The following is a 22,081-nucleotide window of genomic DNA, read 5'->3' on the forward strand; positions in this document are numbered from 1 at the left end:
GTCGGTCCTGTTGGTCCTGTTGGTCCTGTCGGTCCTGTTGGTCCTGTCGGTCCTGTTGGTCCTGTTGGTCCTGTCGGTCCTGTTGGTCCTGTCGGTCCTGTTGGTCCTGTTGGTCCTGTTGGTCCTGTTGGTCCTGTTGGTCCTGTTGGTCCTCTTTTACCTCTCTTTTTCTTGCAGCACCTTAAACAATTAATATCGCCACAATTACAACTAGAACCACGATTGCAATCACAATCATCATCAAATCCTCTGCATTTTCTGCACGTCAATAATATACACCTCACTTTCTTTTTCTATATCAAAATATTAATTTCAGATTTATCGGCAACGGCATTTGCGTATTTTCTAAAAAATAGACTTCTAAACAACTATTCCAGCCAACAGTTAGCAAACTGGGAATCTAGTAGTGATACAAATTTCGCCTTCACAATTATCACATTCACAATCCGCATTTCCATTCATCACACCTGGTACTGCTTGACAAGTTACAGTGATTCTGTCAAATTTTGTGAAAGTAAATGTTACGCAGCTATCTTGGAATACATTAATTGGCATACCAACTGGCGTATTGCCTAAATAGAACTGAACAGTAACAAAGTCATTTCCTGGACCACAGTCAAAGCTGATAAAGCCAGAGCCAAAGATTTGTTCAAATCCACCAGTTTGAAAAACTGTTTGTGTTTGGCCTTCAGGTACAGACCATTCACAACAAACACAGTCTTTTACTAGCTGAATATCGCATTTGCAATCATTGTCCTTACAATCGTTTTTGCATTTGTTGTGGCGGAGACATTGAAAACAATCATCATGGCAAACTTTCTTATGGCATTTATTACAGTCATGACAGTCATCATGGCATTTTTTTCCACACCTACTCATTCATTTCAACTCCTTTTTTTATTTTGGTTACAGAATATATGTATTAAAAAGAGATAAGCTGTGAAACGGCCTTTGTCCATTTTTTGAATTTTTGTCAGAACAAGCTCGTTACATAATAAAAAAACAGAAAAAAAAGACTACCTCCAACATTAAGGAAGTAGTCTTTTTTTCTGTTTTTTATCGTTCTTATTATTCTCCTACTATCTTCGCGTTCTTTAACATCTCGTCTGTTAAGGTGATTCCTTCCTCCTGAGCTGCTTTTTTGTTGATGAACAGCTCTAGCTTTTCCGGGAACCCCACAGGAATCTCGCTTGGTTTCTTCCCTTTAAGAATTTCCACTGCCATTTTACCGGTAGTGTAGCCAAGATCGTGGTAGTCAAAGCCATAGGATGCGAAGGTTCCACGTTTAACTGAATCCCCTTCACCAACGAAAGTTGGAATATTCTTAGCATTGGCCACAGTGATCACCGATTCTAGGGCAGCCACAACCGTGTTGTCCTTTGGAATGTACAATACATCTGCACGCCCTACCATGGACTCGGCTGCCTGCTTTACTTCTGAACTAGTTGTAATAGTAGTTTCTACTGCTTCCAGCCCGGCTGCCTCTAACGCTTTCTTAGCGTTCTTCACATTTACAACAGAGTTAGGTTCACCGTTGTTATAGATGATGCCTACTTTCTTAGCCTTAGGAATGAACGTTTTAATGGCGTCAATCGTATTCTTGATTGCATCTGGATGCGTATCAGATGTGCCTGTTGCATTGCCTCCTGGCTTATCAAGACTTTGGACAAGTTGAGCTCCGACCGGATCTGTAATGGCAGTAAACAAGATTGGAATATCCTTTGTCGACTTAACCACCGCCTGCGCGCTAGCAGTAGCAATGGCTAAAATAAGATCATTTTTGTCCGCGACCAGGTTTTGGGCAATGGACATGTTATTGTTCATGTCTCCCTGGGCGTTTTGGTAATTAAGCTTCAAGTTCTTTCCTTCTACATAGCCGGCATCTTTGAGGGCCGCGATAAACCCTTCTCGTGCAGCATCAAGTGACGGGTGCTCGACAATTTGTGTAATACCTATTTTTACAACTTTCTCTTTTTTCTCTCCACCTGCCTCTTTACTACCCGCTCCGCAGGCAGAAAGCAACAATAGCATGGCAGATAATAATAGAACTAGACTCTTCTTCATCCCCTTTTTCCCCCTTTAAAAATTTCAACTCTTTATGTACTCTTTTGCTGTATTCATATTATTTGGATTTTAACACAGCAAAGCGTTGTTTCACAACAGTATTTTCTGAATATACAAACATATTAAAAAATTTAACATTCCTCTAAAAATCTTCCATTATTTTTGAAAACGGTTTCAACTATAATGAAACATGTATTTTTGGAGAAAGGAGGTTATGGATGTTACTTGCTTCACAAAAGACAGTTGAAAGGTGGTAATAATAGTTGAAGAGATTTAAAGAAAGTATTTCGATTTTCCTAGTACTTCTACTTGTATTTGGCCAAACAGGTGTGATTACCTATGCAGAAACGCAATCTACTGCACCAGCATCTCCAGAAAACTTACAGATACCAACCCTTGCTTTTGACGAAGACAGCATTACCCTTGTGTGGGAAAAACCTGAGGATTACAGTGATATTGTAGACTTCAATGTGTATATGAATGACAAGAAAATAGGAAGCGCCCTAAAGGATAACAGTGGAACAGCAAAAGCCTACATTGATAATTTCTATAAAAATATTGATAAAGATGATTTCCACGTTGATATTCTTATTCATAACTTTACAGTTGAAAATCTTAAACCAAATAAATCCTATGAATTTTATGTAACATCAGTCAATAAGGATGGCGTGGAATCAGCCCCGTCAAATAAAATTACCGGTAAAACAACTAGAGTGCCTGACGTATTTAATATCGTTGATTATGGTGCTACACCAAATGATGATACAAAGGATACCAAGGCTATTCAGGCGGCGATCGATGCAGCGACACCAGGGGCAAAAGTGTTAATTCCAGAAGGAAAATTTATCTCTGGAGAAATATGGCTTAAGTCGGATATGACGTTACAGGTCGATGGCTATTTTCTTGGTTCTCCGGATCCTGAAGACTACAGTAGGAATTTCTGGGTCTACGATTACTCTACGGATGAGCGTTCTTACTCCCTAATCAATGCCCATACATATGATTACGGCAGCCTAAAGAACATCCGCATTGTAGGAAAAGGAACGATTGATGGGAATGGGTGGAAGTCTGATCCTAATAACCCGACAATAGATGAAGCCGGGAATGAGCTTCCGCGCTTGCTAGCCGGAAGCAATTCGAAAGTCACAGGCAATGTAAAAGTGCAAAATGGACAAATGAGTCCGTTAGACCTTTCTTCCGATGGTACCTACGGAATTTTAGCAGCCGCTCAATCTTATGCGTCTCAAGCCGAGGGGATGAATGCGAAGTCTGCCTATTCTACCCGTTCCAACTTGATTACTGTTCGTGGTGTGGACGGGATGTATTATGAAGGCATTACTCAACTGAATCCTTCCTTCCATGGAATCGTTAACCTTCATAGCAAAAATATTGTGGTAAATGGTACGACAGCAAAGACCTACGATGCTAATAATGCTGACGGGTTTGAATTTGGTGACTCTCAAAACATCATGGTCTTCAATAACTTTGTTGATACTGGTGATGACGCCATTAACTTTGCTGCAGGCATGGGGCAAGCGGCTGCAGGAGAAGAACCTACTGGTGAAGCATGGATCTTCAATAACTATATTCGCGAAGGTCACGGTGGAGTGGTAACAGGCAGTCATACCGGTGGATGGATTCAAGATTTTCTAGTAGAAGACAACATCATGTATAAAACCGATGTCGGTCTGCGTGCCAAAACGAACACACCAATGGGTGGTGGAGCAAGAGATATTCTTTTTAAAGACAATGCGTTAGAAGGCATTGATGGGGATGGTCCTTTTGTATTTACTTCCTCTTATGAAGATTCAAATGCTTCGATTCTTTATGAGCCTGCACAGAAAATTTCTCAATTTAGGGATATTAGGGTTGAGAATACGACGGTTCGCAACCAAGGGGGCAGTAAAAAACAAGCTATCCTTGTGAATGGTAATAGTGATGTTGGCGAGGTCTATCATGAGAATATCACTTTTAATAATGTAAAATTTGATAAGGTCTTTTCAGCCAACTTGAATTACGCAAAGGATATTAAGTTTAATAATGTAACCTTTACGAACGTTCTTGATAACGGTGGAAATCCATGGAGAATTAAAAATTCTACGGGGATTGTCTTTGAAAATACTACAGCCGCTCCTGTAGATGCAGCTGAAAAACCTAAATGGACTGAATCTGCAAATGTCCAAGCTGTATCATCCGAAGATGGTAAGAGCGTTACATTAACTTGGACTGGTGCTTCCGATAATGCAGTGGTATCTGGCTATACGGTATATAAAGATGGAGAAAAAGTTGGAGCTGATTATACGACAACGAAACAAACCAGCTTTACTGTGACCGGATTGTCTCCCGCTAAGGAATACAGTTTTAAAGTAGAAGCAGCGGATGCAACCGGAAACCGTACTTCTGATGGGCCGAAAATTAGAGTAAAAACGGCTGGAGTGGTTGATAAAACTAACCCAGTGCTTCCAGAAAATACTCAGATCAAAGAGCCAACAACTACCATACCTGCAAATGATACTTTTAGCGGCGGCAAAGAAATAGAAGTGGTGTACCCTGGATTTACTTGGGCATCTGTTGAGTGGGAGGCTGCAAGTGATGATACGGGGATTGCCGGCTATAAAGTCTATGCAAATGGAGAATTCCATGGATTTGCGACATCGAATAAGTATACACTATTGGATCTTCAACCTAGTACTAAGTACGATGTTACGGTAGAAGCTGTCGATCTAGCCGGTAATACTACACCTTATGACAGTTCACTTAAGATAGAAACTGCTACTCCATATGCCATTGGTGCTCCATCCTTTGATGGCGGCTTAAAGGCTGCGATTGGTAAGGACGGAAAAAGTGTATCACTCTCTTGGAACCCGGCAACCGCCATCAATCAAGAGGTGATCGGATACCGTGTTTATGTAAATGGCCAGCCAATTCAGCCTGCAGGGGCGTCATTCACCCCAATTAATGCAGAAATGACAACGGCAAATACCAATTATACGGTAATAGGGCTTAAACAAGGGAAAACCTATACATTTAGTGTAGAGGCCGTTGGACGAGGAATGAAATATTCCAAAAGAGAAAGACTCTCAGATGTAATTCCTAATGGTCTTGCTCCAGTTTTTGGGTACCGATGGAGCGGCTTTGGACCAAGCGAAACTGTTCATCTTATTCCTGGGAAAGCGATTAGTGAAGAAGCTAAATCGAAGTAAAAATTGAAATTAATTAGTTCGAAAATCCTTGATTTGCTGAATAGAAGCTCCTAAAATGTCTGGGAGTTTCTATTCTAATAAAATTTGGACAGCCCCTTTTTCTTTTTCTTGTTATATATGCTTATAACTTCTATCTTTTATTTCATAGTATGAATGGTGTAAGAGGCCTCTTATAAAACTAGTGAAAGAAAGAGGTGAAGTTAAATGGCTATTTCTGTTCAACAAACTCCTAGTGATACTCTTGGTACTCTTCTTTGTCTACTTGGAAGATTTTTAGTCTATCTCCTTCTCATTGTTGTAGCTCTTCTTGCAGACCTATTAATCAATACAGCTACTGGAGATATGATTAGAGCGCTTGCTACTGATATTGCTAGTCAGGGTTGTTAACGAAAAACCTATATAACACTGATCAGTTTTTAAGTTCCTAATCTGAGTGTTAAGCCTAGAAGATGAGCAACTGGTCTTCTAGGTTTTTTTTCAAATATAGGTTGTTTAGTACTAATTGTTTTAATCTAAATGGGGGTTAAATAATGAATGAAAATAACGAGGAAAAAAGCGTCCTAAATAATGGTATTTCTGCAGACAACGAGGCTTACAAAAACCTAGCCGGCAATTTGTTGAAAAATGAAAAATCTCTTGGTTCTATTATGCAGCTGGCAACAACTCTTCTAAAAAATGATTCTCTCCTAAATTCTATTACGGAACGGGCTGTAGCCAATCAGAATTCTAAAAATCCAGTTTCTATAGAAGCTGAAACACAAGGAAGTACATTACCATCTATCACCCAAAGTCAAGAGGATGTCACAACGGATATTTCACAAGAACTTTCTTCTTTTTCTCAGAAACTAGATCAAATCATTAATGATATTTCTGACATAAAAATAGAATTGCAAGAGTTAAAAGAACAAAATATGAAATTATTCAAAAAAAGTAAAAAATAACAGCAAAAAGGGTTGGAGACTTCTCTCCAACCCTTAATATTTCGCTATTCTTTTGGTGAAATGATTACATCATGCCGCCCATTCCACCCATACCGCCCATGTCAGGCATACCCATGCCTGCACCAGCTGGCTCTGGCTTGTCAGCAACAACTGCTTCAGTTGTTAAGAACATAGCCGCTACAGATGCAGCGTTTTGAAGAGCTGAACGTGTCACCTTAGTTGGGTCAACGATACCAGCTTGAATCATATTTACCCATTCGCCGTTAGCAGCGTTGAAGCCTGTGCCAACTTCTTCGCGCTTTAAGCGGTCAACGATAACAGATCCTTCAAGACCCGCGTTGTGAGCGATTGTGCGAACAGGCTCTTCCATCGCACGTAATACGATGTTGATACCAGTTTGAATGTCGCCTTCAGCTTGAATTTCAGCTACTTTGCTGTATACGTTTAGAAGGGCTACACCACCACCGGATACGATACCCTCTTCAACTGCAGCACGAGTTGAGTTCAATGCGTCTTCGATACGAAGCTTACGCTCTTTTAATTCAGTTTCAGTTGCAGCACCAACTTTGATGACTGCTACACCGCCAGCTAACTTAGCTAAGCGCTCTTGTAATTTTTCACGGTCAAATTCAGAAGTTGTTTCTTCTAATTGAACACGGATTTGGTTTACACGAGCTTCGATTGAAGCTGTTTCACCAGCACCTTCAACGATTGTAGTGTTTTCTTTTGTTACAACCACTTTAGAAGCGCGTCCTAAAGATGCGATTGTAGCAGTTTTAAGGTCACGGCCAAGCTCTTCAGTGATTACTTCACCGCCAGTTAATGCAGCGATATCTTCAAGCATAGCTTTGCGACGGTCACCGAAGCCAGGAGCTTTAACAGCTACTGCATTGAACGTTCCGCGAAGCTTATTCACTACTAATGTAGATAATGCTTCACCTTCGATATCTTCAGCAACAAGTAATAATGGCTTTCCTTGTTGTACCACTTGCTCTAGTACTGGAAGGATTTCTTGAATGCTAGAAATCTTCTTGTCAGTGATTAAGATATATGGATTTTCTAAAACAGCTTCCATTTTGTCCGTGTTTGTTACCATGTAAGCTGATACATATCCACGATCAAATTGCATACCTTCAACAACATCTAATTCAGTTGTGAAGCCTTTAGATTCTTCAATTGTGATAACGCCGTCGTTACCAACGCGCTCCATTGCTTCAGCAATCAATTGACCAACTTCTTCGTCAGCCGCAGAGATGGCAGCAACTTGTGCGATAGAAGCTTTGTTTTCAATTGGTTTAGAAATAGCTTTTAATTCTTCAACAGCAGTTGCAACCGCTTTTTCGATCCCTTTACGGATACCCATTGGGTTCGCACCTGCAGTCACGTTCTTTAAGCCTTCGCGAATCATCGCTTGTGCAAGAACAGTTGCAGTTGTTGTACCGTCACCGGCAACATCGTTTGTTTTGCTAGCTACTTCAGCAACAAGCTTTGCACCCATGTTTTCGAATGCATCTTCTAATTCGATTTCTTTTGCAATTGTTACACCATCATTTGTGATAAGTGGTGAACCGAATTTTTTCTCAAGAACCACGTTGCGTCCTTTAGGTCCAAGAGTAACTTTAACAGCATTTGCTAGGGCATCAACACCACGTAGCATTGCGCGGCGTGCTTCTTCACTAAACATAATCTCTTTAGCCATTGTTCAAAAAGCCTCCTCATAAGTTTTCAATTTTTATATTTTTGTATGAACCTTACTCAACAATAGCAAGGATATCGCTTTCACGTAAAATTAAGTATTCAACACCCTGGTATTTCACTTCTGTACCAGCGTATTTTGAGAAGATAATGCGATTGCCTTCAGTAACATCAAGTGCTACACGCTCTCCGCTTTCAAGTACGCGGCCAGTACCAACGGCAACAACTTTTCCTTCCTGAGGCTTTTCTTTCGCTGAATCTGGTAATACGATACCGCTTGCAGTTTTTTCTTCTGATTCAACAAGCTCAATGATAATGCGATCACCTAATGGTCTTAACAAATCAAACAACCTCCTCAAATATATATGTAATTCTGTCATTATTAGCACTCTCGATTAATGAGTGCTAACACAATTATTATAATAATGAATCTGATAATCTTTTGCAAGTATGAAGCACAAAATTTTTTGGTAAAAAAATCATTTTTGACAACCTTATAAAGTATGTGAAGAAGAGGACATTCTATACCTGACTTATTAAAATAGTTCATCTAAATTGAAACAAGACTCATTTTAAGAGTAAAATATATAATAGTGTTGTAAAGACAAGCATAAGAATGAGTAAAATAGATAGTTGTGCGAAAAGGAGATTAGCATTTGAAAAAAGAATATTGGTGGATCATCATTGTATATATTGCTATGCAGTTTTCCAGTTTGGTTGGAATGCCATTATTGCTATTCGGTTTTAAACATGCAGGAATTAGCCAAAGGCTTGCGGTGCCGATTTGGTTGATTGCCAGCTTTTCTATAGCCCTCATCATCATTCTTTTCCTCTTAAGGAAAGAATTTAACACCAAAAGACTAGAGGAAAGAAACAGTTCTATCGGCTCGTCCATCGTCTGGGCAATATTGGGTGTCTTTTTAGCGTTATTTTCTCAGTATGTTGCCGCCATCATCGAGAGTCTTTTAGGAATTAAAATGGGCTCGGAGAACACGAAGGATATTCTAACCATCATAGACACGTTACCATGGGCCATACTAGTAACAAGTATTTTTGGTCCTATCCTAGAAGAAATCGTCTTCCGCAAAATTATTTTCGGCTCCCTTTATAAGCGGTTTAACTTCTTTCTCTCTGCACTCATCAGCTCAGTCGTTTTCGCTTTAGCACATATGGAGCCTGTACACATTTTACTCTATTCAGCAATGGGCTTTACGTTCGCCTTTCTATATGTAATCACCAAGCGAATCTGGGTACCGATTTTTGCCCATGTGACCATGAACACCATGGTTGTCTTAGTCCAATCAGTCTATAAAGACGATATTGAAAGACTGCAGCGCGAGGCTGAGGCGGTTCAAAACTTTATCGGAGGATTCTTATGAGACGTTCACCTTTGTTATCCGGTTTGATTTATTTCTTTTTAGGCGGGTTATTTACTTACTTCGCCGTTGACGATGTTCAAAAAAACGGCTGGGGCTTTTTTAGCTATTTATTAGTCGTTCTCGCTACCTTCGACTTCGGTTCAGGCCTAAAAATGATCGCCTTTCATTTTCGATATAAAGATAAATTGAAAAAATAAAGCTTATATTAGCTAAAATTAAAACTTTTAGCTAATATAAGCTCTTTTTTATGTGTAAAATTACACTCAATCTGAAGAAATTGTATTTTATCTGCGAATTCGGTCTGGCCCCGTTATTTTAGACACGTTCTCATGTTTTCTTCTGTTTTCTTAGTTTTTCATTTTTTTGTTTTTTGGTTTAGACGATTGCCACTCCTTCTTCAGCTATTTTGGAGAATAGTTGGATGAAATGAAGCCGTCAAGGAATGCACTTGACCGCTTCATTTCATCCAACTACCTGGCAGCTAAGCTGAAGAAGGAGGTTAAGTGAGCGCCCCCATATTCCAGAATAGAGGTGGCTGTAATTTTTATAATCGTATTGCCTCGATGTCCAAACTTCCCTGGTTATAGATTTCATGGAACTGAGTTGGAGATAGGTAGTTTAAACTTCCATGGTATCGTCTGTCGTTGTAGAATTCTATGAATTCACTTACCTTAAAGTATGCTTCTTCAAAGAACTCAAATGCGTATCGTTGAAAGCATTCTCGCTCAATAATACTGTGAAAGGATTCAATGTACGCATTACAATTTGGTGATTTCTTTGGGATTCTTTCATGAATTACTTTCTGACTTTCACAAAATTCACCAAATACATCACTAACGAATTGAGGACCATTGTCAGTTCGGATAAATAATCTCGGGTCATCGTCTTCCTTCGGAAGTGGAACTTTTCTTTTTAAGAGAGCCTCCCGAAGCATTTCAGTAATACTTTTCGCCTTACAATTCGAGCCCATGTAAAATCCGACAATACATCGGTCAAATACATCAATCGCACTCGTTAAGAAAAAGAACCGTCCACTCTCTTCTATAGATCCATATTTAATATCTAGCTGCCACAGTTGATTCGGACCCGTTATGACATGATTTCTTGCAATTCTTCTTGGATATTTGGTCGTCTTTTCTCGCTTTGGAAGAAGGATATCCAGTTTTTCGCATAATCGATAGACTTTCTTGAAGTTAATTTCAAGCTGATGTTCATTTCGCAAGAAATGAGTTAGCTTACGGTACCCATACACAACTTCTTCTCCTTCAACTGCCTCCATCAAGAACTCTTCTATCTGTTCATCAGGGATTCTTTTCCCATTTTTATCAAGCGAGTAACCAGGAACTGGTCTTCCTCTTGTTCCTTTTTCTTCTGAAGACATATTAGCCTGATGATAATAATATAGTGATCTCTCGATCCCTAATAATTTCATTGTTTTTTTTACAGAAAAACCCTCAGATCTCCATCGTTCTGCCTCTTTTAACATATCATCCTTGGTTATTCGTTTTTTTTTATTATCTCTTTTAGCATAGCGACTTCTAGCTCTTTTTCTCCTAAAAGTTTCATTGCTTGTTCGTATCTAGCCTGCAATTCTTGTTTGGATGGATTAACGGATATAGTAGTTATTCCTTCGGATTCCATTTCATCTCTAACTACATCTTCATACTCTTTAGTCCATTTTCTTAAGGTATCGGAAGATATACCGGCCTTACGAGCTGTAGAGGTATGTTTCCCAGTTTCCAAAGCCATACGAACATACTTCTTTTTAACGTCTTCAATCACATCAATTTTTTGTTTAGGCATGACTCTTTCACCTCCTTTAATCATTTTGTATCCATTACTCAGAGTGTAAACCTAAAGCAATATGGTGTCTAAAAGATTAAGGGGGCTTAAAAGAATTTCTTACATTTATCGGCGAATTCACGGTTTTATCAGCGAATCTTGAATTTTATCAGCGAATTTAAGCCATTTATCAGCGAATCACAAAAAAGGGTGTCAGGCACCATATGAAATTTTCACAATGGTGCCTGACACCTTTTATTTTGAAGTCTCTCCCCGGTGGATGACCATTCGTTCTTTACCTAAAATAAAGATAAATAAGAACGCCAGACCTGCTGGTACCAAAGCCCATGTAAACGTGTGGACAATCGAGCTAGAAAGAGCATCCGTAATTTTATCAAGAATCTGTGGCGGAATCATTTTCCGCCCTTCCTCTGATAATAACGCACGTGAATCCCCGAATGCTCCTCCCTTCGGCATCGGTCCCATTCCAGCAAAGGCTTTTTCGAGAGCCTCTGTAAAATCATTTCGTTGGATTGTACCAAAAATGGTAATCCCAATCGTCATTCCAAGTGAACGAATAAAGTTACTTGTTGAAGTCGCTGATCCCCTCTGCTCCATGCCAAACGGATGAATCGCCGCCATGCTCAACACCGAAAAAGAGAAACCCACTCCCAGTCCGATAACAATCATGTACACCGTTAATATTGTCCGGCTGGTTTCTGGAGTAATCGTACTTAACAGCAAAAATCCACCAATCAGAATAACCGCCGACAAAAACATGATATTACGGTAGCTCATTTTGGTGTTCAAAAATCCGCCTACCTGCGCGGTTACCACCGATCCCAGCATCATCGGTAATAAAATTAATCCAGAATTCGTTGCACTGCCTCCATACACTCCTTGGACAAAAATCGGTATGTATACCGTTCCCGCCATAAAAGCTGCCCCGTAAAACAGACCGACAATCGTACTTCCAGCAAACAACCGGTTTTTAAACATCGAAAATGAAATGATGGGATCCTTTGCTTTTGTCTCCGCAAATAAAAAGACTACAAACAAAATCGCAAATCCTGAAAATAAGCTTAAAATAATCATTGAATCCCAGTCATATTTCTGTCCACCCAGCTCTAGGGCAAACATTAAGCAGACCACTGCACTGACTAATGTCACCGCTCCCCACCAGTCAATCGTTTGCTTTTGATGAATTGGTGACTCTTTGTAAGCCATCACGATAAAAATCAAGGATAAAATTCCAAGTGGCATGTTAATATAGAAAATCCAATGCCAGCTGATATGATCTGTAATATACGCCCCTAGCAACGGCCCAAAAATACTCGAAAGACCAAAGACGGCTCCAAATAATCCGCCCATCTTCCCACGTTTTTCAGGTGGAAAAAGATCAAACATGATTGTAAAGGCAATGGGCACAAGGGCGCCGCCGCCAATCCCTTGAATCGCCCGGTAAATACTTAACTGTGTAATCGTTTCGGCTGTACCGCATAAAGCGGATCCTGCCATAAACAAAATAAGTCCAAAAATAAAGAACCGCTTCCGTCCGTACATGTCAGACAATTTTCCGAAGATCGGCATCCCTGCCATCTCTGCCACCATATAGGCAGAAACAACCCAAACGAAGCTTTCCAGTCCGCCGAGGTCACCAACAATCGTCCCCATCGCGGTCACAACGATGGTATTATCCATAGATGCCATTAAAATCCCCAATAATAATCCTGCGACAACCAACCCTAATTTACTATCCTTCATTGTCATCCCATATCCCCCTTAAATCTTTGTTTTCGTCTTAATCGTGGCGCTAGGGTCATGGGTCAAATTCTCTCGATACTCAACCAAACCGATGTCGCATCCTGGTCCGATTTTCACAATATTACCCCGAACGATTGCTGCCTTTGTGTTTTCTAAGTACACCTCATCGCCTTCGATGACTTTCGCATCGAGAAAGCCCGCTCTTTTTGAGAGTGGAATATTGGTGAATGGAATAAACCAGGATCCTCTTTTTACCGAGATCTTCCCGCCGCCAATTTCCTCCGCCGTGCTCTCGCCAAAACTCAGGGAAATTTTAACAGTGTCGGCAGATAACAACCCCTTAATTTCAAATCCACCGCTCGAGTCAAATTTCTCATATTCGACATCACCTTTTACAGAGATACTTCCTTTAATAACGGCTGACTCGCCCATCAATCGGTCATCCACCTCTAACATGCCAAAAATCTTTACTTTTTTCAGCTGCGCCTTTCCGCCAACGGTCATTGTTCCCATGATGAGTACTTCCTCTGCCTCCATCGATCCTTTGACCTCTGCCTCACCCAAGATTTTAGCCGCGCGTGTTTTCACATTTTCGCACGCCTCACTTGTTCCATATACATGAAAGCTGGAGCAGTCCACATTATTGACGATGGTCCCTTCTCCTCTTATGCTGATTTTTCTATATTGGCCGCCAGGGTAACTTCCCGATCCATTGATGATCAGGTTACTGCTTTTCTCCATTGTCCTACCCCCCAATTACACTTTTATACTTTCTTTAACTACAGCATTTTTATGTTGTGAAAAATCTTCCCGGTACTCTACGACACCAATTTGGCAATTCCGGCCTATCTTTACCTGATTCCCCCGTACAACCTTAGCAATGGTATTCTCTAGTTCAATTACGTCCCCTTCAATGAACTCCGCTTCGAGCTGAGTGGAAAACAGCGGTTTAATGAGACTTTCAAAAAAGGAACCTCTATGTCTATGTTTCACCAATATGGTTTCACCGCCGATTTCCTTTGCCTTGCATGGGCCATGAAGTTGTATTGTAATTTGTTCGGCATTTAATAGCCCGCCAATAGCAAATTGAGAATCTGCTTTAAAAATCTCCGCCTCACAATCTCCTTCTACCCTTAACACCCCATTAATTTTGATTTCCTCACTTTTGATTTTTCCACCAACAGATGCCTTGCCAGAAACCTTTAATTTTTTCACATATAGATTTTCGTCAATCTTAGCCGTTCCATCTATCGCTAGGTGTTGGGATTCAATCGTTCCCTTGACCTTTGCTTTACCGTTTATTTTCGTCTGTTCGCTTGTCACATTCCCATCCACGGTCCCGAAACCATTACTTTCAAACTCCACGCATTCAACATCACTGTTAACCGTTCCGAAGCCATTCAATATGACCTGGCGAAACGTCCCGCCATTGGAAGCACCGAAACCATTGATGACTAAGTCTCCTCTTTCCTTCATATCCATGTATATTCTCCTTTATAATAATTTTGCTTTGATCTCTTCCATACACGACATCAGTGAGAGCTGCACAACCATTTTCGTCCCCAGATCCATATGCATTGCTTCCGCGTTAATGAGCAAAAGACATGATGACACCCCAAGCTTCCTTGTTATCACTAATTCACAGCTTTTTTGTTTGATTAAAGCAGCATGCTCCTTTAGCACCTGAAGCATCATCTTTCCTTCATCTTGATTAATCTCACCAGATTGCAGAAGCTTCTCAAGCACGTATACCTCAAGCATTCTAGTAATTGTAAACGTAGGGCTTCCTTTTTCATTCTCAAGGTAAAAATCCATGACAGCAGATGAAACAATGTTACGTTTTACTAACTCATCTTTTCCAAGCTGCAAGTCAGAAATATTCGGTGAAAACATGTCTGCCAGTTCATCTAGTGATAAATTTTCTTTCATTGTTTGGATTTTATTGATTCTTTCTAGGATCTTCTCTTTTGGGAAAAAGGTTTCCTGCCCAGTAAAAGTTGATTTACGTATGAACCAGTCTTCTGGAATAAGGTCCTTTCGCTTCCACCTATATAACTGTCCATAGGAAATTCCCGCAAATTCTAATAGGTCTTTTTTTGAGATTAACTCCTCACTCATGATAAAAACCCCTTTCTGTTTATTAATGTAACATAACACTGTTACGCTTGTAAAGTTACTATTTACAATTTTATGTAAAAATAAAAGGCCCTCTACGAAAGAAAATTCGTAAAAGGCCTTACCATGTACTATTCATCTAGATCCGCTGTCGGATAGTGTTTCAAAAAGTAAACCAATGATTGCAGTTCCACTGCCAAGTCAATATGGTGAACCCGAATCGAACCAGGTACATTTAACCGAGCAGGCGTAAAGTTTAAAATCCCTTTGACTTCCGCTTTTACAAGTCGGTCCGTTATCATTTGCGCAACAGGAGCAGGAACCGTTAAAATAGCCACCTGAATATCACTATTTTCTAATACCTTCTCCAAATCATCCATATGATGAACCGGAACTTCACGAATCATTGTTCCCATTTTTTCCGGATCGACATCAAATGCGACCTCGATCTTCGTGTTGTTATTTTTTAAAAAGTTATAATTTAAAAAGGCAGTCCCCAAATTACCGACCCCAATTAACGCAACCTTTGTTAATTCATCCTGATCCAGCGTTTTCCGGAAAAAGGTTAACAAATAATTAACATTATAGCCATACCCCTTCTTACCTAATGCCCCAAAATAGGAAAAGTCACGGCGAATCGTTGCCGAGTCTACCTTTACCGCTTCACTTAACTCTGCAGATGAAACTCTTTGTTTGCCGGAAGTATGCAGGTTCTTTAAAAATCGATAATAGAGGGGCAGCCGTTTCGCTGTCGCCTGTGGTATTTTCATCGTTTCGTTACTCATATTCTCCCACACCCCATGAATGGTTTTTTAACTCTTATTTAACCTGTTCATTTCTTCTAAAATCACCGTTTTTACCGCCTGTTTTTTCCACTAAATAGGTTGGTCCAATAACCATCCCTTTATCTACTGCCTTACACATATCATAAACGGTTAAAGCACATGCAGCTGCAGCTGTGAGCGCTTCCATTTCCACACCAGTATTCCCTTTTGTTTTCACCGCTGCTTCAATATGTAATTGAAAGTCCCCTGTTTGATCCTCTTCCCATGCAAAAGAAATATTCACACCAGTCAGTGGAATGGGGTGACACATAGGAATGAGATCCCATGTTTTTTTAGCCGCCATCACAGCAGCCACCTGGGCAACAGCTAATACATCGCCCTTTTTCATCTCATTATGGGTTATTTTATCAAAAATCTCTTTACTTACAGTTATGCTAGAATGAGCAAGAGCAGTACGTGCAGTCTCTGGCTTGTCGCTGACATCTACCATCTTTGCTCTGCCTTCTTCATTAAAATGCGTAAATTCGACCATATAAAAAATCCTCCTACCAAAAAATAATACACTATTTTTCCTTTTATGTGTGTGAAACTTTGAACGAAACACTATATTTTTTATAAGAACATCACCTAGAAGAGTCCGAGTTATTGCTGTCATACTGCTAATACGGTACACTAGTCCTAAGTAATAGAGGTGAATAGAATGATTTTATTGCAAGTGAATCAATTACAAAAATATTATGGTGCTGACCTTATTTTATCGAATATAAAGCTAGAATTACAAACGAGAGACCGTGTGGCCCTTGTTGGCCGTAATGGCGCCGGAAAATCGACCTTATTAAAGATTATTGCCGGACATTTGTCTCATGATGGCGGCGAAATCATCAAACCAAAAGAAGTAACCATCGGGTATTTAGCCCAAAACACAGGATTAGAATCCAAGTTGACCATTTGGGACGAAATGTTAACCGTATTTGAACCACTTCAAATCATGGAAAAATCGCTCCGCAAACTAGAAGAACAAATGGCCGATCCTTCTGTGTTTGAAGACCCAGGCAAGTACGAACGGGTGCTGAAAGAATATGATACTCTCCAGGTAAAATTCAAGGAGCAGGGCGGATACCAGTTTGAAGCTGACATTCGTTCGGTTCTGCACGGTCTAAATTTCCAGGATCATTCTCTCATGATTACTAGTTTAAGCGGTGGTCAAAAAACCCGGCTTGCCTTAGGGAAATTGCTGCTAACCAAACCTGATATTTTAATATTGGACGAGCCTACCAACCATTTGGATATTGATACCCTTTCATGGCTAGAGCAATATTTGCAGGGTTATGATGGCGCTATTTTAATTGTCTCTCATGACCGCTACTTCTTAGATAAAGTCGTGAATCAGGTCTATGAAGTATCCCGCAAGCAAATCCAAAGGTTTCCGGGTAACTATAGTTCTTACCTTGATCAAAAAGCGGCCAATTATGAGCGCAATTTGAAGCTTTATGAAAAACAACAGCAAGAGGTCGCTAATTTGCAAGATTTTATCCAAAGGAATCTAGCGAGAGCGTCCACCACCAAACAAGCGCAAAGCCGCCGGAAAAAGCTTGAGAAAATGGACATAATGGACCGACCTCTTGGTGATGAAAAGTCTGCTACCTTCTCTTTTGAAATTGAAAGACAAACCGGGAATGATGTATTAACGGTCGATTCTCTTGCGGTGGGCTACGATGGAGAGAAGGTATCTGAGGAGATTTCGTTCCGGGCCTTTAAGGGGGAAAGCATTGCTCTTGTGGGTCCAAATGGAATTGGTAAGTCTACGCTTCTAAAAACGATTATTAAGAAGCTCCCTGCCCTTGCCGGAACCATTCATTATGGGACAAACCTTTCCATTGGTTATTACGATCAGGAACAGGCGGAATTGACCTCTAATAAGCGTGTATTAAATGAGCTCTGGGATGATTATCCGCTGAAAAGTGAAAAAGAGATCCGAACCGTTCTTGGAAACTTCTTATTCTCTGGTGATGATGTGTTAAAAATAGTCTCCACCCTTAGCGGCGGGGAGAAAGCTCGGTTAGCACTTGCCAAGCTGATGCTAGAAAAGGCCAATGTTCTCATTCTTGACGAGCCTACGAACCACCTAGACCTTGATAGTAAGGAAGTTCTGGAGAATGCATTGATTGATTATCCTGGCACCATTTTGTTTGTATCCCATGACCGGTATTTTATTAACCGAATTGCCACGAAGGTATTAGAATTAAACCGACATGGCAGCATGGAGTACCTTGGGGATTATGATTATTATTTAGAAAAGAAGCTCGAGCAGGAAGAACTGGCTGCTTTAGCGCTAGCTGAATCGTCTAAAAATGCTGCTCAGGCAGAAGCACAAGAGAAAACGTCTTATCAACAAGATAAAGAAAGCAAAAAGCTGGAGCGCCAGCGCAAAAGAAAATTAGAAGAAATCGAGTTACGGATTGAAGAGCTTGAGGAACTAATTCAGGAGTGCGAACAACAGTTATGTGAACCAGAAGTATTTCAAAATCACGAAAAGGTACTGGAGATTAACATAAAAAGCGAAAAAGCGAAGGCTGAGCTTGAGCAATTAATGGAAGAGTGGGCTGAGCTAGCTGATTAATAGGAAAACCGGGTAGATGTGCCCGGTTTTTTCCTATATTTATGTCTAGATTGGAGCTGAGGGAATTTTAGTACACGTTTCTGTGATTTATCTACACAAAATTTTGTTTTATCTACACACTTTCACCATTTATCTACAATTTTTAATAAAACCGCCCTTTTTCCACAACCTTATCTACATTTTAAAGCCTACTATTTCAGTTATTCCACACACTTTTCCACATTATCCACAGTAATTACTGTATTTATCCACATTATCAACAGTTTCCCCTGACGTTATCCACAATCACCTGTTTTTTTCATCATTCAAAAAATTAATTATCCACAAAAAAACCGTTCCATCATGGAACGGTTACTCATTATTATGCATTTCAATATCCAATCCTGGATTTGCATTAAGCTCAAGGCCTGCTCTGATTCCTTTTTCAAACATGATGCTTCCTGCTGCCGCAATCATGGCTGCATTATCGGTGCACAAGGATAATGGAGGAATCACTAATTCAATTTCAGGTTGGTCAGCAAACGCCTTTTCTAATGCATGTCTTAGCCCTTTATTGGCTGCCACCCCTCCTGCTACTAATACTTGCTTCACGTCATACTGAGCAACAGCCTTTTCAGTCTTTTTCAACAGTACTTCAATGACACTCGCTTGGAAGCTTGCCGCAAGATCTTCTGGAGCAATTGTTTCACCGCGCTGTTCAGCATTGTGGACCGTATTAATAACAGCAGATTTCAAGCCGCTAAAACTAAAGTCAAACGAACCTTCTTCCAGCCATGCTCTAGGTAGGTCAATCGTAGGGCTTCCTTCCTGTGCTAAGCGATCAATATGCGGGCCGCCAGGATACGGCATATTTAACGTTCTTGCCACCTTATCGTAGGCTTCTCCAGCTGCATCATCTCTTGTTTCGCCAATTACTTCAAAGTGACCGTGCTCCTTCATGTAAACAAGCTCTGTATGGCCACCAGATACCACAAGTGACAACAAAGGAAATTTCATTTCTGTTACCAGCCGGTTTGCATAGATATGCCCAGCTATATGGTGGACCGGTACAAGTGGCTTATTATGGGCAAACGCCAAAGCTTTTGCGGCATTAACACCAATTAATAGCGCACCAACTAATCCGGGACCTTCTGTGACAGCAATAGCATCCAAATCAGCCATTGTAAGGTTTGCCTGATTCAGCGCTTCCTCCATCACGATGGTTATTTGCTCAACATGATGACGGGAGGCAATTTCAGGTACTACTCCGCCAAACCGCTTATGACTTTCTATTTGAGATGCCACGACATTAGCTGCAATCTCACGACCATTTTTAATGATGGCTACTGCCGTCTCATCACAGCTTGTTTCTATTGCTAAAATATACTGATCTTTTTTCATAAATTCACCCACATTACTAGTGCATCTTCTTGGTTATCTGAATAATAGTTTTTTCGAATCCCGCCATTTTGAAATCCTAATTTCCGATAAAGGGATTGTGCGACATGATTCGTTACCCTTACTTCAAGCGTCATACTTCTAGCTCCTAACTCCCTAGCAACAGACATTAGCTTTGTCATTAATGCCTCTCCTAGCTTTTTTCCCCGATATCCAGGCATTATGGCCACGTTCGTCACATGTGCTTCATCGATGACAACCCATGTTCCACAATAGCCAATGATTTGATTTTCTTCCTCAAGGACAATATAGACAGCGAATTTATTATTGTGTAGTTCATTATAAAATGCTTCCCTGCTCCAAGGCGTGGTAAAGGACGCATGCTCTACCTCTAGTACCTGGTCAATATCCTCTTCCCTCATATATCGAAAAACATAAGAATCTACCATATATCTCTTTCCCTATCCATTTTATATTTTTCCTTTTGCTTCAAGCCACTTAGCTTCCGCTTCTGCTAAACGTATATAATTTGGTACAAAAGAATGTAAGTCGTCTCCAGCTTGGCCCTTTCCTAATAAAGCAAGTTCAGCTGGACGTGGGTTATGTTCTGTCATACTTGCAAAAATGGCTTTAGGTCCCAAGACTTCTTCAATTTTAGCTTGATGAATCGGTAGATCATTTCCTACAAATAAGATAGGCTTATCCGATTCTGATAACCTTTCTACCCAGTCAGCAAGCATCACTAACTGATCCTGTTGCACAACAGTAAGCTTTCCGTCTACAAATTGATATAAGCCTGTATACACTTGGCCTCTTCTAGCATCAAACAACGGGGATACCATTCCATCAAAGTATCGTCCAGTTCCTGCGGCTAAAATTTCTAAACTTGAAACACCCACAAGCGGAATATTAAGAGTCCAAGCTAGTGTTTTGGCAATCGTAACACCGATTCTTACTCCTGTATAAGACCCCGGTCCTTTAGCAACCACAATCTTCGTTAAATCTGCTGGTACTCGTTCACAATCACTCATTAAAGCTTCAATAGCAGGCATAATCCGAACAGAGTGATTCTTTTTTAAATTAGTAATGTATTCTCCTACTACTTGATTCTCTTCTAAAAGCGCTACTCCTAATGCATAGTTAGAAGTATCTATCGCCAATACTGTCATTTGAAAATCTCCTTACATAGTTGCTCATATCTCTTGCCCTTTGGCACGAATACCATTTTCCTTTGATCTCCTTCTTCACGATACAAGAAAATAGTTAATCGTTCTTGTGGAAGTTGCTCTTCAATTAAATGTGCCCATTCCACTACTGTTACGCCGTCACCTTCAAAGTATTCATCAAAACCTAGATCTTCAAAAGCATCCGCTACTCTATAGACATCCATATGATACAAGGGCAGCCTGCCGTTATATTCTTTAATAATTGTAAAAGTAGGGCTGTTGACGGTTTTCTTAACTTCCAACCCTTTAGCAAGGCCTTTGGTAAAGGTCGTTTTTCCGGCTCCTAAATCACCCTCAAGGGCAATCACATCACCTGGCTGTAAAAGCTGAGCCAAGCGTTCGGCCAATGTAGAGGTCTCCTCAGAATTTGTCGTCTTCCATTCGAATTGATTCATTCAATCACCTTTTACTTTCCTAGCAATCCTTTACTCTCATTTTACCTTATTTAAGTGCAAAAAAAACCTTAGGATATCTCCTAAGGATGCTTTTCCATATGTAGTGTACATAATTATAACCCTACAGCGCAAAAAAACCTAATAAAATGGCATAAAAAAAAGCCGAAACTTGGTTTCGCACTTGATTTTAGCATATATATGGCGGTCCGGACGGGACTCGAACCCGCGACCTCCTGCGTGACAGGCAGGCATTCTAACCAACTGAACTACCGGACCATATTGCGGGGACAGGATTTGAACCTGCGACCTTCGGGTTATGAGCCCGACGAGCTACCAGACTGCTCCACCCCGCGACGGTAAAAATTATAAAATTTTGAGCATGAGCTTAGTTTAAGACCGCCCCGATTTCGGAAGGCTTATTCAAGCAGTGGCTCAATCGTTGCGCTGTAGAATATTCGAAGGAGATTATTCGAACGTGCTCCACCCCGCGACAATAGTATTTTAAAACAGCCTGGCAACGTCCTACTCTCACAGGGACTTTCGTCCCAACTACCATCGGCGCTGAGAAGCTTAACTTCCGTGTTCGGTATGGGAACGGGTGTGACCTTCTCGCCATTGTTACCAGACTATTTTGTTTGAGAGATCATTCTCTCAAAACTAGATAATGTAGAAGAAGTGTTTGTAAAAAACGAGTTCGCTTTAAAACTTGGTTAAGTCCTCGAACGATTAGTATCA

The 22,081-nt window shown here is 40.5% G+C and carries 23 protein-coding genes, 2 tRNA genes and 1 rRNA gene; 6 read left to right on the forward strand and 20 right to left on the reverse strand.

What is annotated here, in order from left to right; genetic code table 11:
* The 3 genes from ABES03_RS03030 to ABES03_RS03040 all read right to left on the reverse strand — a co-directional run.
* The coding region (locus ABES03_RS03030) for a hypothetical protein (RefSeq protein ID WP_430115012.1) at positions 1-269 on the reverse strand (269 nt) is incomplete at its 3' end.
* 115 nt (positions 270-384) lie between these two features.
* On the reverse strand, positions 385-879 hold the full coding sequence (locus tag ABES03_RS03035) for an S-Ena type endospore appendage (RefSeq protein WP_430115014.1): 495 nt from the start codon (positions 877-879) through the stop codon (positions 385-387).
* A 189-nt stretch (positions 880-1,068) separates the two neighbouring features.
* On the reverse strand, positions 1,069-2,064 hold the full coding sequence (locus ABES03_RS03040) for an ABC transporter substrate-binding protein (RefSeq protein WP_430115015.1): 996 nt from the start codon (positions 2,062-2,064) through the stop codon (positions 1,069-1,071).
* Positions 2,065-2,327: 263 nt separating this feature from the next.
* On the opposite strand from ABES03_RS03040, the gene ABES03_RS03045 reads away from it, so the two are divergent.
* From ABES03_RS03045 to ABES03_RS03055, 3 genes are all read left to right on the forward strand, one after another.
* Complete coding sequence (locus ABES03_RS03045) at positions 2,328-5,267, forward strand: fibronectin type III domain-containing protein (RefSeq protein ID WP_430115018.1); 2,940 nt, start codon at positions 2,328-2,330, stop codon at positions 5,265-5,267.
* Positions 5,268-5,471: 204 nt separating this feature from the next.
* Positions 5,472-5,654, forward strand: coding sequence for a hypothetical protein (locus ABES03_RS03050; protein WP_309856643.1), 183 nt, complete (start codon positions 5,472-5,474; stop codon positions 5,652-5,654).
* Between the two features lie 143 nt (positions 5,655-5,797).
* Positions 5,798-6,208, forward strand: a complete 411-nt coding sequence (locus ABES03_RS03055; protein ID WP_430115020.1) for a hypothetical protein — start codon at positions 5,798-5,800, stop codon at positions 6,206-6,208.
* Between the two features lie 64 nt (positions 6,209-6,272).
* Here the strand turns inward: ABES03_RS03055 and groL are convergent, their stop codons facing one another.
* A complete protein-coding gene (gene groL, locus ABES03_RS03060; RefSeq protein ID WP_430115023.1) occupies positions 6,273-7,907 on the reverse strand; it encodes a chaperonin GroEL in 1,635 nt (544 codons plus the stop codon).
* Positions 7,908-7,959: 52 nt separating this feature from the next.
* Positions 7,960-8,244, reverse strand: coding sequence for a co-chaperone GroES (groES, locus tag ABES03_RS03065; RefSeq protein WP_308084271.1), 285 nt, complete (start codon positions 8,242-8,244; stop codon positions 7,960-7,962).
* A 315-nt stretch (positions 8,245-8,559) separates the two neighbouring features.
* On the opposite strand from groES, the gene ABES03_RS03070 reads away from it, so the two are divergent.
* Together ABES03_RS03070 and ABES03_RS03075 are read left to right on the forward strand one after the other, a co-directional pair.
* Positions 8,560-9,282: a CPBP family intramembrane glutamic endopeptidase gene (locus ABES03_RS03070; protein WP_430115025.1), complete on the forward strand. Its 723-nt coding sequence runs from the start codon at positions 8,560-8,562 to the stop codon at positions 9,280-9,282.
* Entirely contained in the window at positions 9,279-9,479 is a 201-nt protein-coding gene (locus ABES03_RS03075) for a YdiK family protein (RefSeq protein WP_430115026.1), read from the forward strand. The genes ABES03_RS03070 and ABES03_RS03075 overlap by 4 nt, the downstream gene beginning before the upstream one ends.
* A 347-nt stretch (positions 9,480-9,826) precedes the next feature.
* Here the strand turns inward: ABES03_RS03075 and ABES03_RS03080 are convergent, their stop codons facing one another.
* The 8 genes from ABES03_RS03080 to moaC form a co-directional block, all read right to left on the reverse strand.
* Positions 9,827-10,861, reverse strand: a complete 1,035-nt coding sequence (locus ABES03_RS03080) for an IS3 family transposase (protein ID WP_430115051.1) — start codon at positions 10,859-10,861, stop codon at positions 9,827-9,829.
* Positions 10,780-11,085 carry a transposase gene (locus ABES03_RS03085; RefSeq protein ID WP_430115029.1) on the reverse strand — a complete coding sequence of 102 codons (306 nt, stop codon included), beginning with the start codon at positions 11,083-11,085 and terminating at the stop codon, positions 10,780-10,782. Before ABES03_RS03085 ends, ABES03_RS03080 begins: the two co-directional genes overlap by 82 nt.
* A gap of 234 nt (positions 11,086-11,319) precedes the next feature.
* Entirely contained in the window at positions 11,320-12,834 is a 1,515-nt protein-coding gene (locus tag ABES03_RS03090; RefSeq protein ID WP_430115030.1) for an MDR family MFS transporter, read from the reverse strand.
* A gap of 12 nt (positions 12,835-12,846) precedes the next feature.
* Positions 12,847-13,569, reverse strand: coding sequence for a cytoplasmic protein (locus tag ABES03_RS03095; protein ID WP_430115032.1), 723 nt, complete (start codon positions 13,567-13,569; stop codon positions 12,847-12,849).
* Between the two features lie 15 nt (positions 13,570-13,584).
* On the reverse strand, positions 13,585-14,310 hold the full coding sequence (locus ABES03_RS03100) for a polymer-forming cytoskeletal protein (protein WP_430115033.1): 726 nt from the start codon (positions 14,308-14,310) through the stop codon (positions 13,585-13,587).
* 12 nt (positions 14,311-14,322) lie between these two features.
* Positions 14,323-14,946 carry a YhbD family protein gene (locus ABES03_RS03105; RefSeq protein WP_430115034.1) on the reverse strand — a complete coding sequence of 208 codons (624 nt, stop codon included), beginning with the start codon at positions 14,944-14,946 and terminating at the stop codon, positions 14,323-14,325.
* 128 nt (positions 14,947-15,074) lie between these two features.
* Positions 15,075-15,728 (reverse strand): redox-sensing transcriptional repressor Rex, encoded by a 654-nt coding sequence (locus tag ABES03_RS03110; protein WP_430115036.1) that lies wholly within the window; start codon positions 15,726-15,728, stop codon positions 15,075-15,077.
* Positions 15,729-15,762: 34 nt separating this feature from the next.
* On the reverse strand, positions 15,763-16,260 hold the full coding sequence (moaC, locus tag ABES03_RS03115; RefSeq protein WP_430115038.1) for a cyclic pyranopterin monophosphate synthase MoaC: 498 nt from the start codon (positions 16,258-16,260) through the stop codon (positions 15,763-15,765).
* Positions 16,261-16,428: 168 nt separating this feature from the next.
* On the opposite strand from moaC, the gene ABES03_RS03120 reads away from it, so the two are divergent.
* Positions 16,429-18,348, forward strand: a complete 1,920-nt coding sequence (locus ABES03_RS03120) for an ABC-F family ATP-binding cassette domain-containing protein (protein ID WP_430115039.1) — start codon at positions 16,429-16,431, stop codon at positions 18,346-18,348.
* Positions 18,349-18,699: 351 nt separating this feature from the next.
* Here the strand turns inward: ABES03_RS03120 and tsaD are convergent, their stop codons facing one another.
* From tsaD to rrf, 7 genes are all read right to left on the reverse strand, one after another.
* Positions 18,700-19,728 (reverse strand): tRNA (adenosine(37)-N6)-threonylcarbamoyltransferase complex transferase subunit TsaD, encoded by a 1,029-nt coding sequence (gene tsaD, locus ABES03_RS03125; RefSeq protein WP_430115042.1) that lies wholly within the window; start codon positions 19,726-19,728, stop codon positions 18,700-18,702.
* Positions 19,725-20,174, reverse strand: coding sequence for a ribosomal protein S18-alanine N-acetyltransferase (gene rimI / locus ABES03_RS03130; RefSeq protein ID WP_430115044.1), 450 nt, complete (start codon positions 20,172-20,174; stop codon positions 19,725-19,727). Before rimI ends, tsaD begins: the two co-directional genes overlap by 4 nt.
* 21 nt (positions 20,175-20,195) lie before the next feature.
* On the reverse strand, positions 20,196-20,894 hold the full coding sequence (gene tsaB, locus ABES03_RS03135) for a tRNA (adenosine(37)-N6)-threonylcarbamoyltransferase complex dimerization subunit type 1 TsaB (RefSeq protein ID WP_430115046.1): 699 nt from the start codon (positions 20,892-20,894) through the stop codon (positions 20,196-20,198).
* Positions 20,891-21,346, reverse strand: a complete 456-nt coding sequence (gene tsaE / locus ABES03_RS03140; RefSeq protein WP_430115048.1) for a tRNA (adenosine(37)-N6)-threonylcarbamoyltransferase complex ATPase subunit type 1 TsaE — start codon at positions 21,344-21,346, stop codon at positions 20,891-20,893. Before tsaE ends, tsaB begins: the two co-directional genes overlap by 4 nt.
* Before the next feature lie 199 nt (positions 21,347-21,545).
* Positions 21,546-21,622, reverse strand: a tRNA-Asp gene (locus tag ABES03_RS03145).
* A 3-nt stretch (positions 21,623-21,625) separates the two neighbouring features.
* Positions 21,626-21,699, reverse strand: a tRNA-Met gene (locus ABES03_RS03150).
* A 156-nt stretch (positions 21,700-21,855) separates the two neighbouring features.
* A 5S ribosomal RNA gene (gene rrf / locus ABES03_RS03155) occupies positions 21,856-21,972 on the reverse strand.
* Positions 21,973-22,081 lie beyond the last annotated feature (109 nt).

The sequence above is a fragment of the Neobacillus rhizosphaerae genome, assembly GCF_050477885.1.
In the GTDB taxonomy this organism is placed as follows: Bacteria; Bacillota; Bacilli; order Bacillales; family Cytobacillaceae; genus Neobacillus; species Neobacillus rhizosphaerae_A.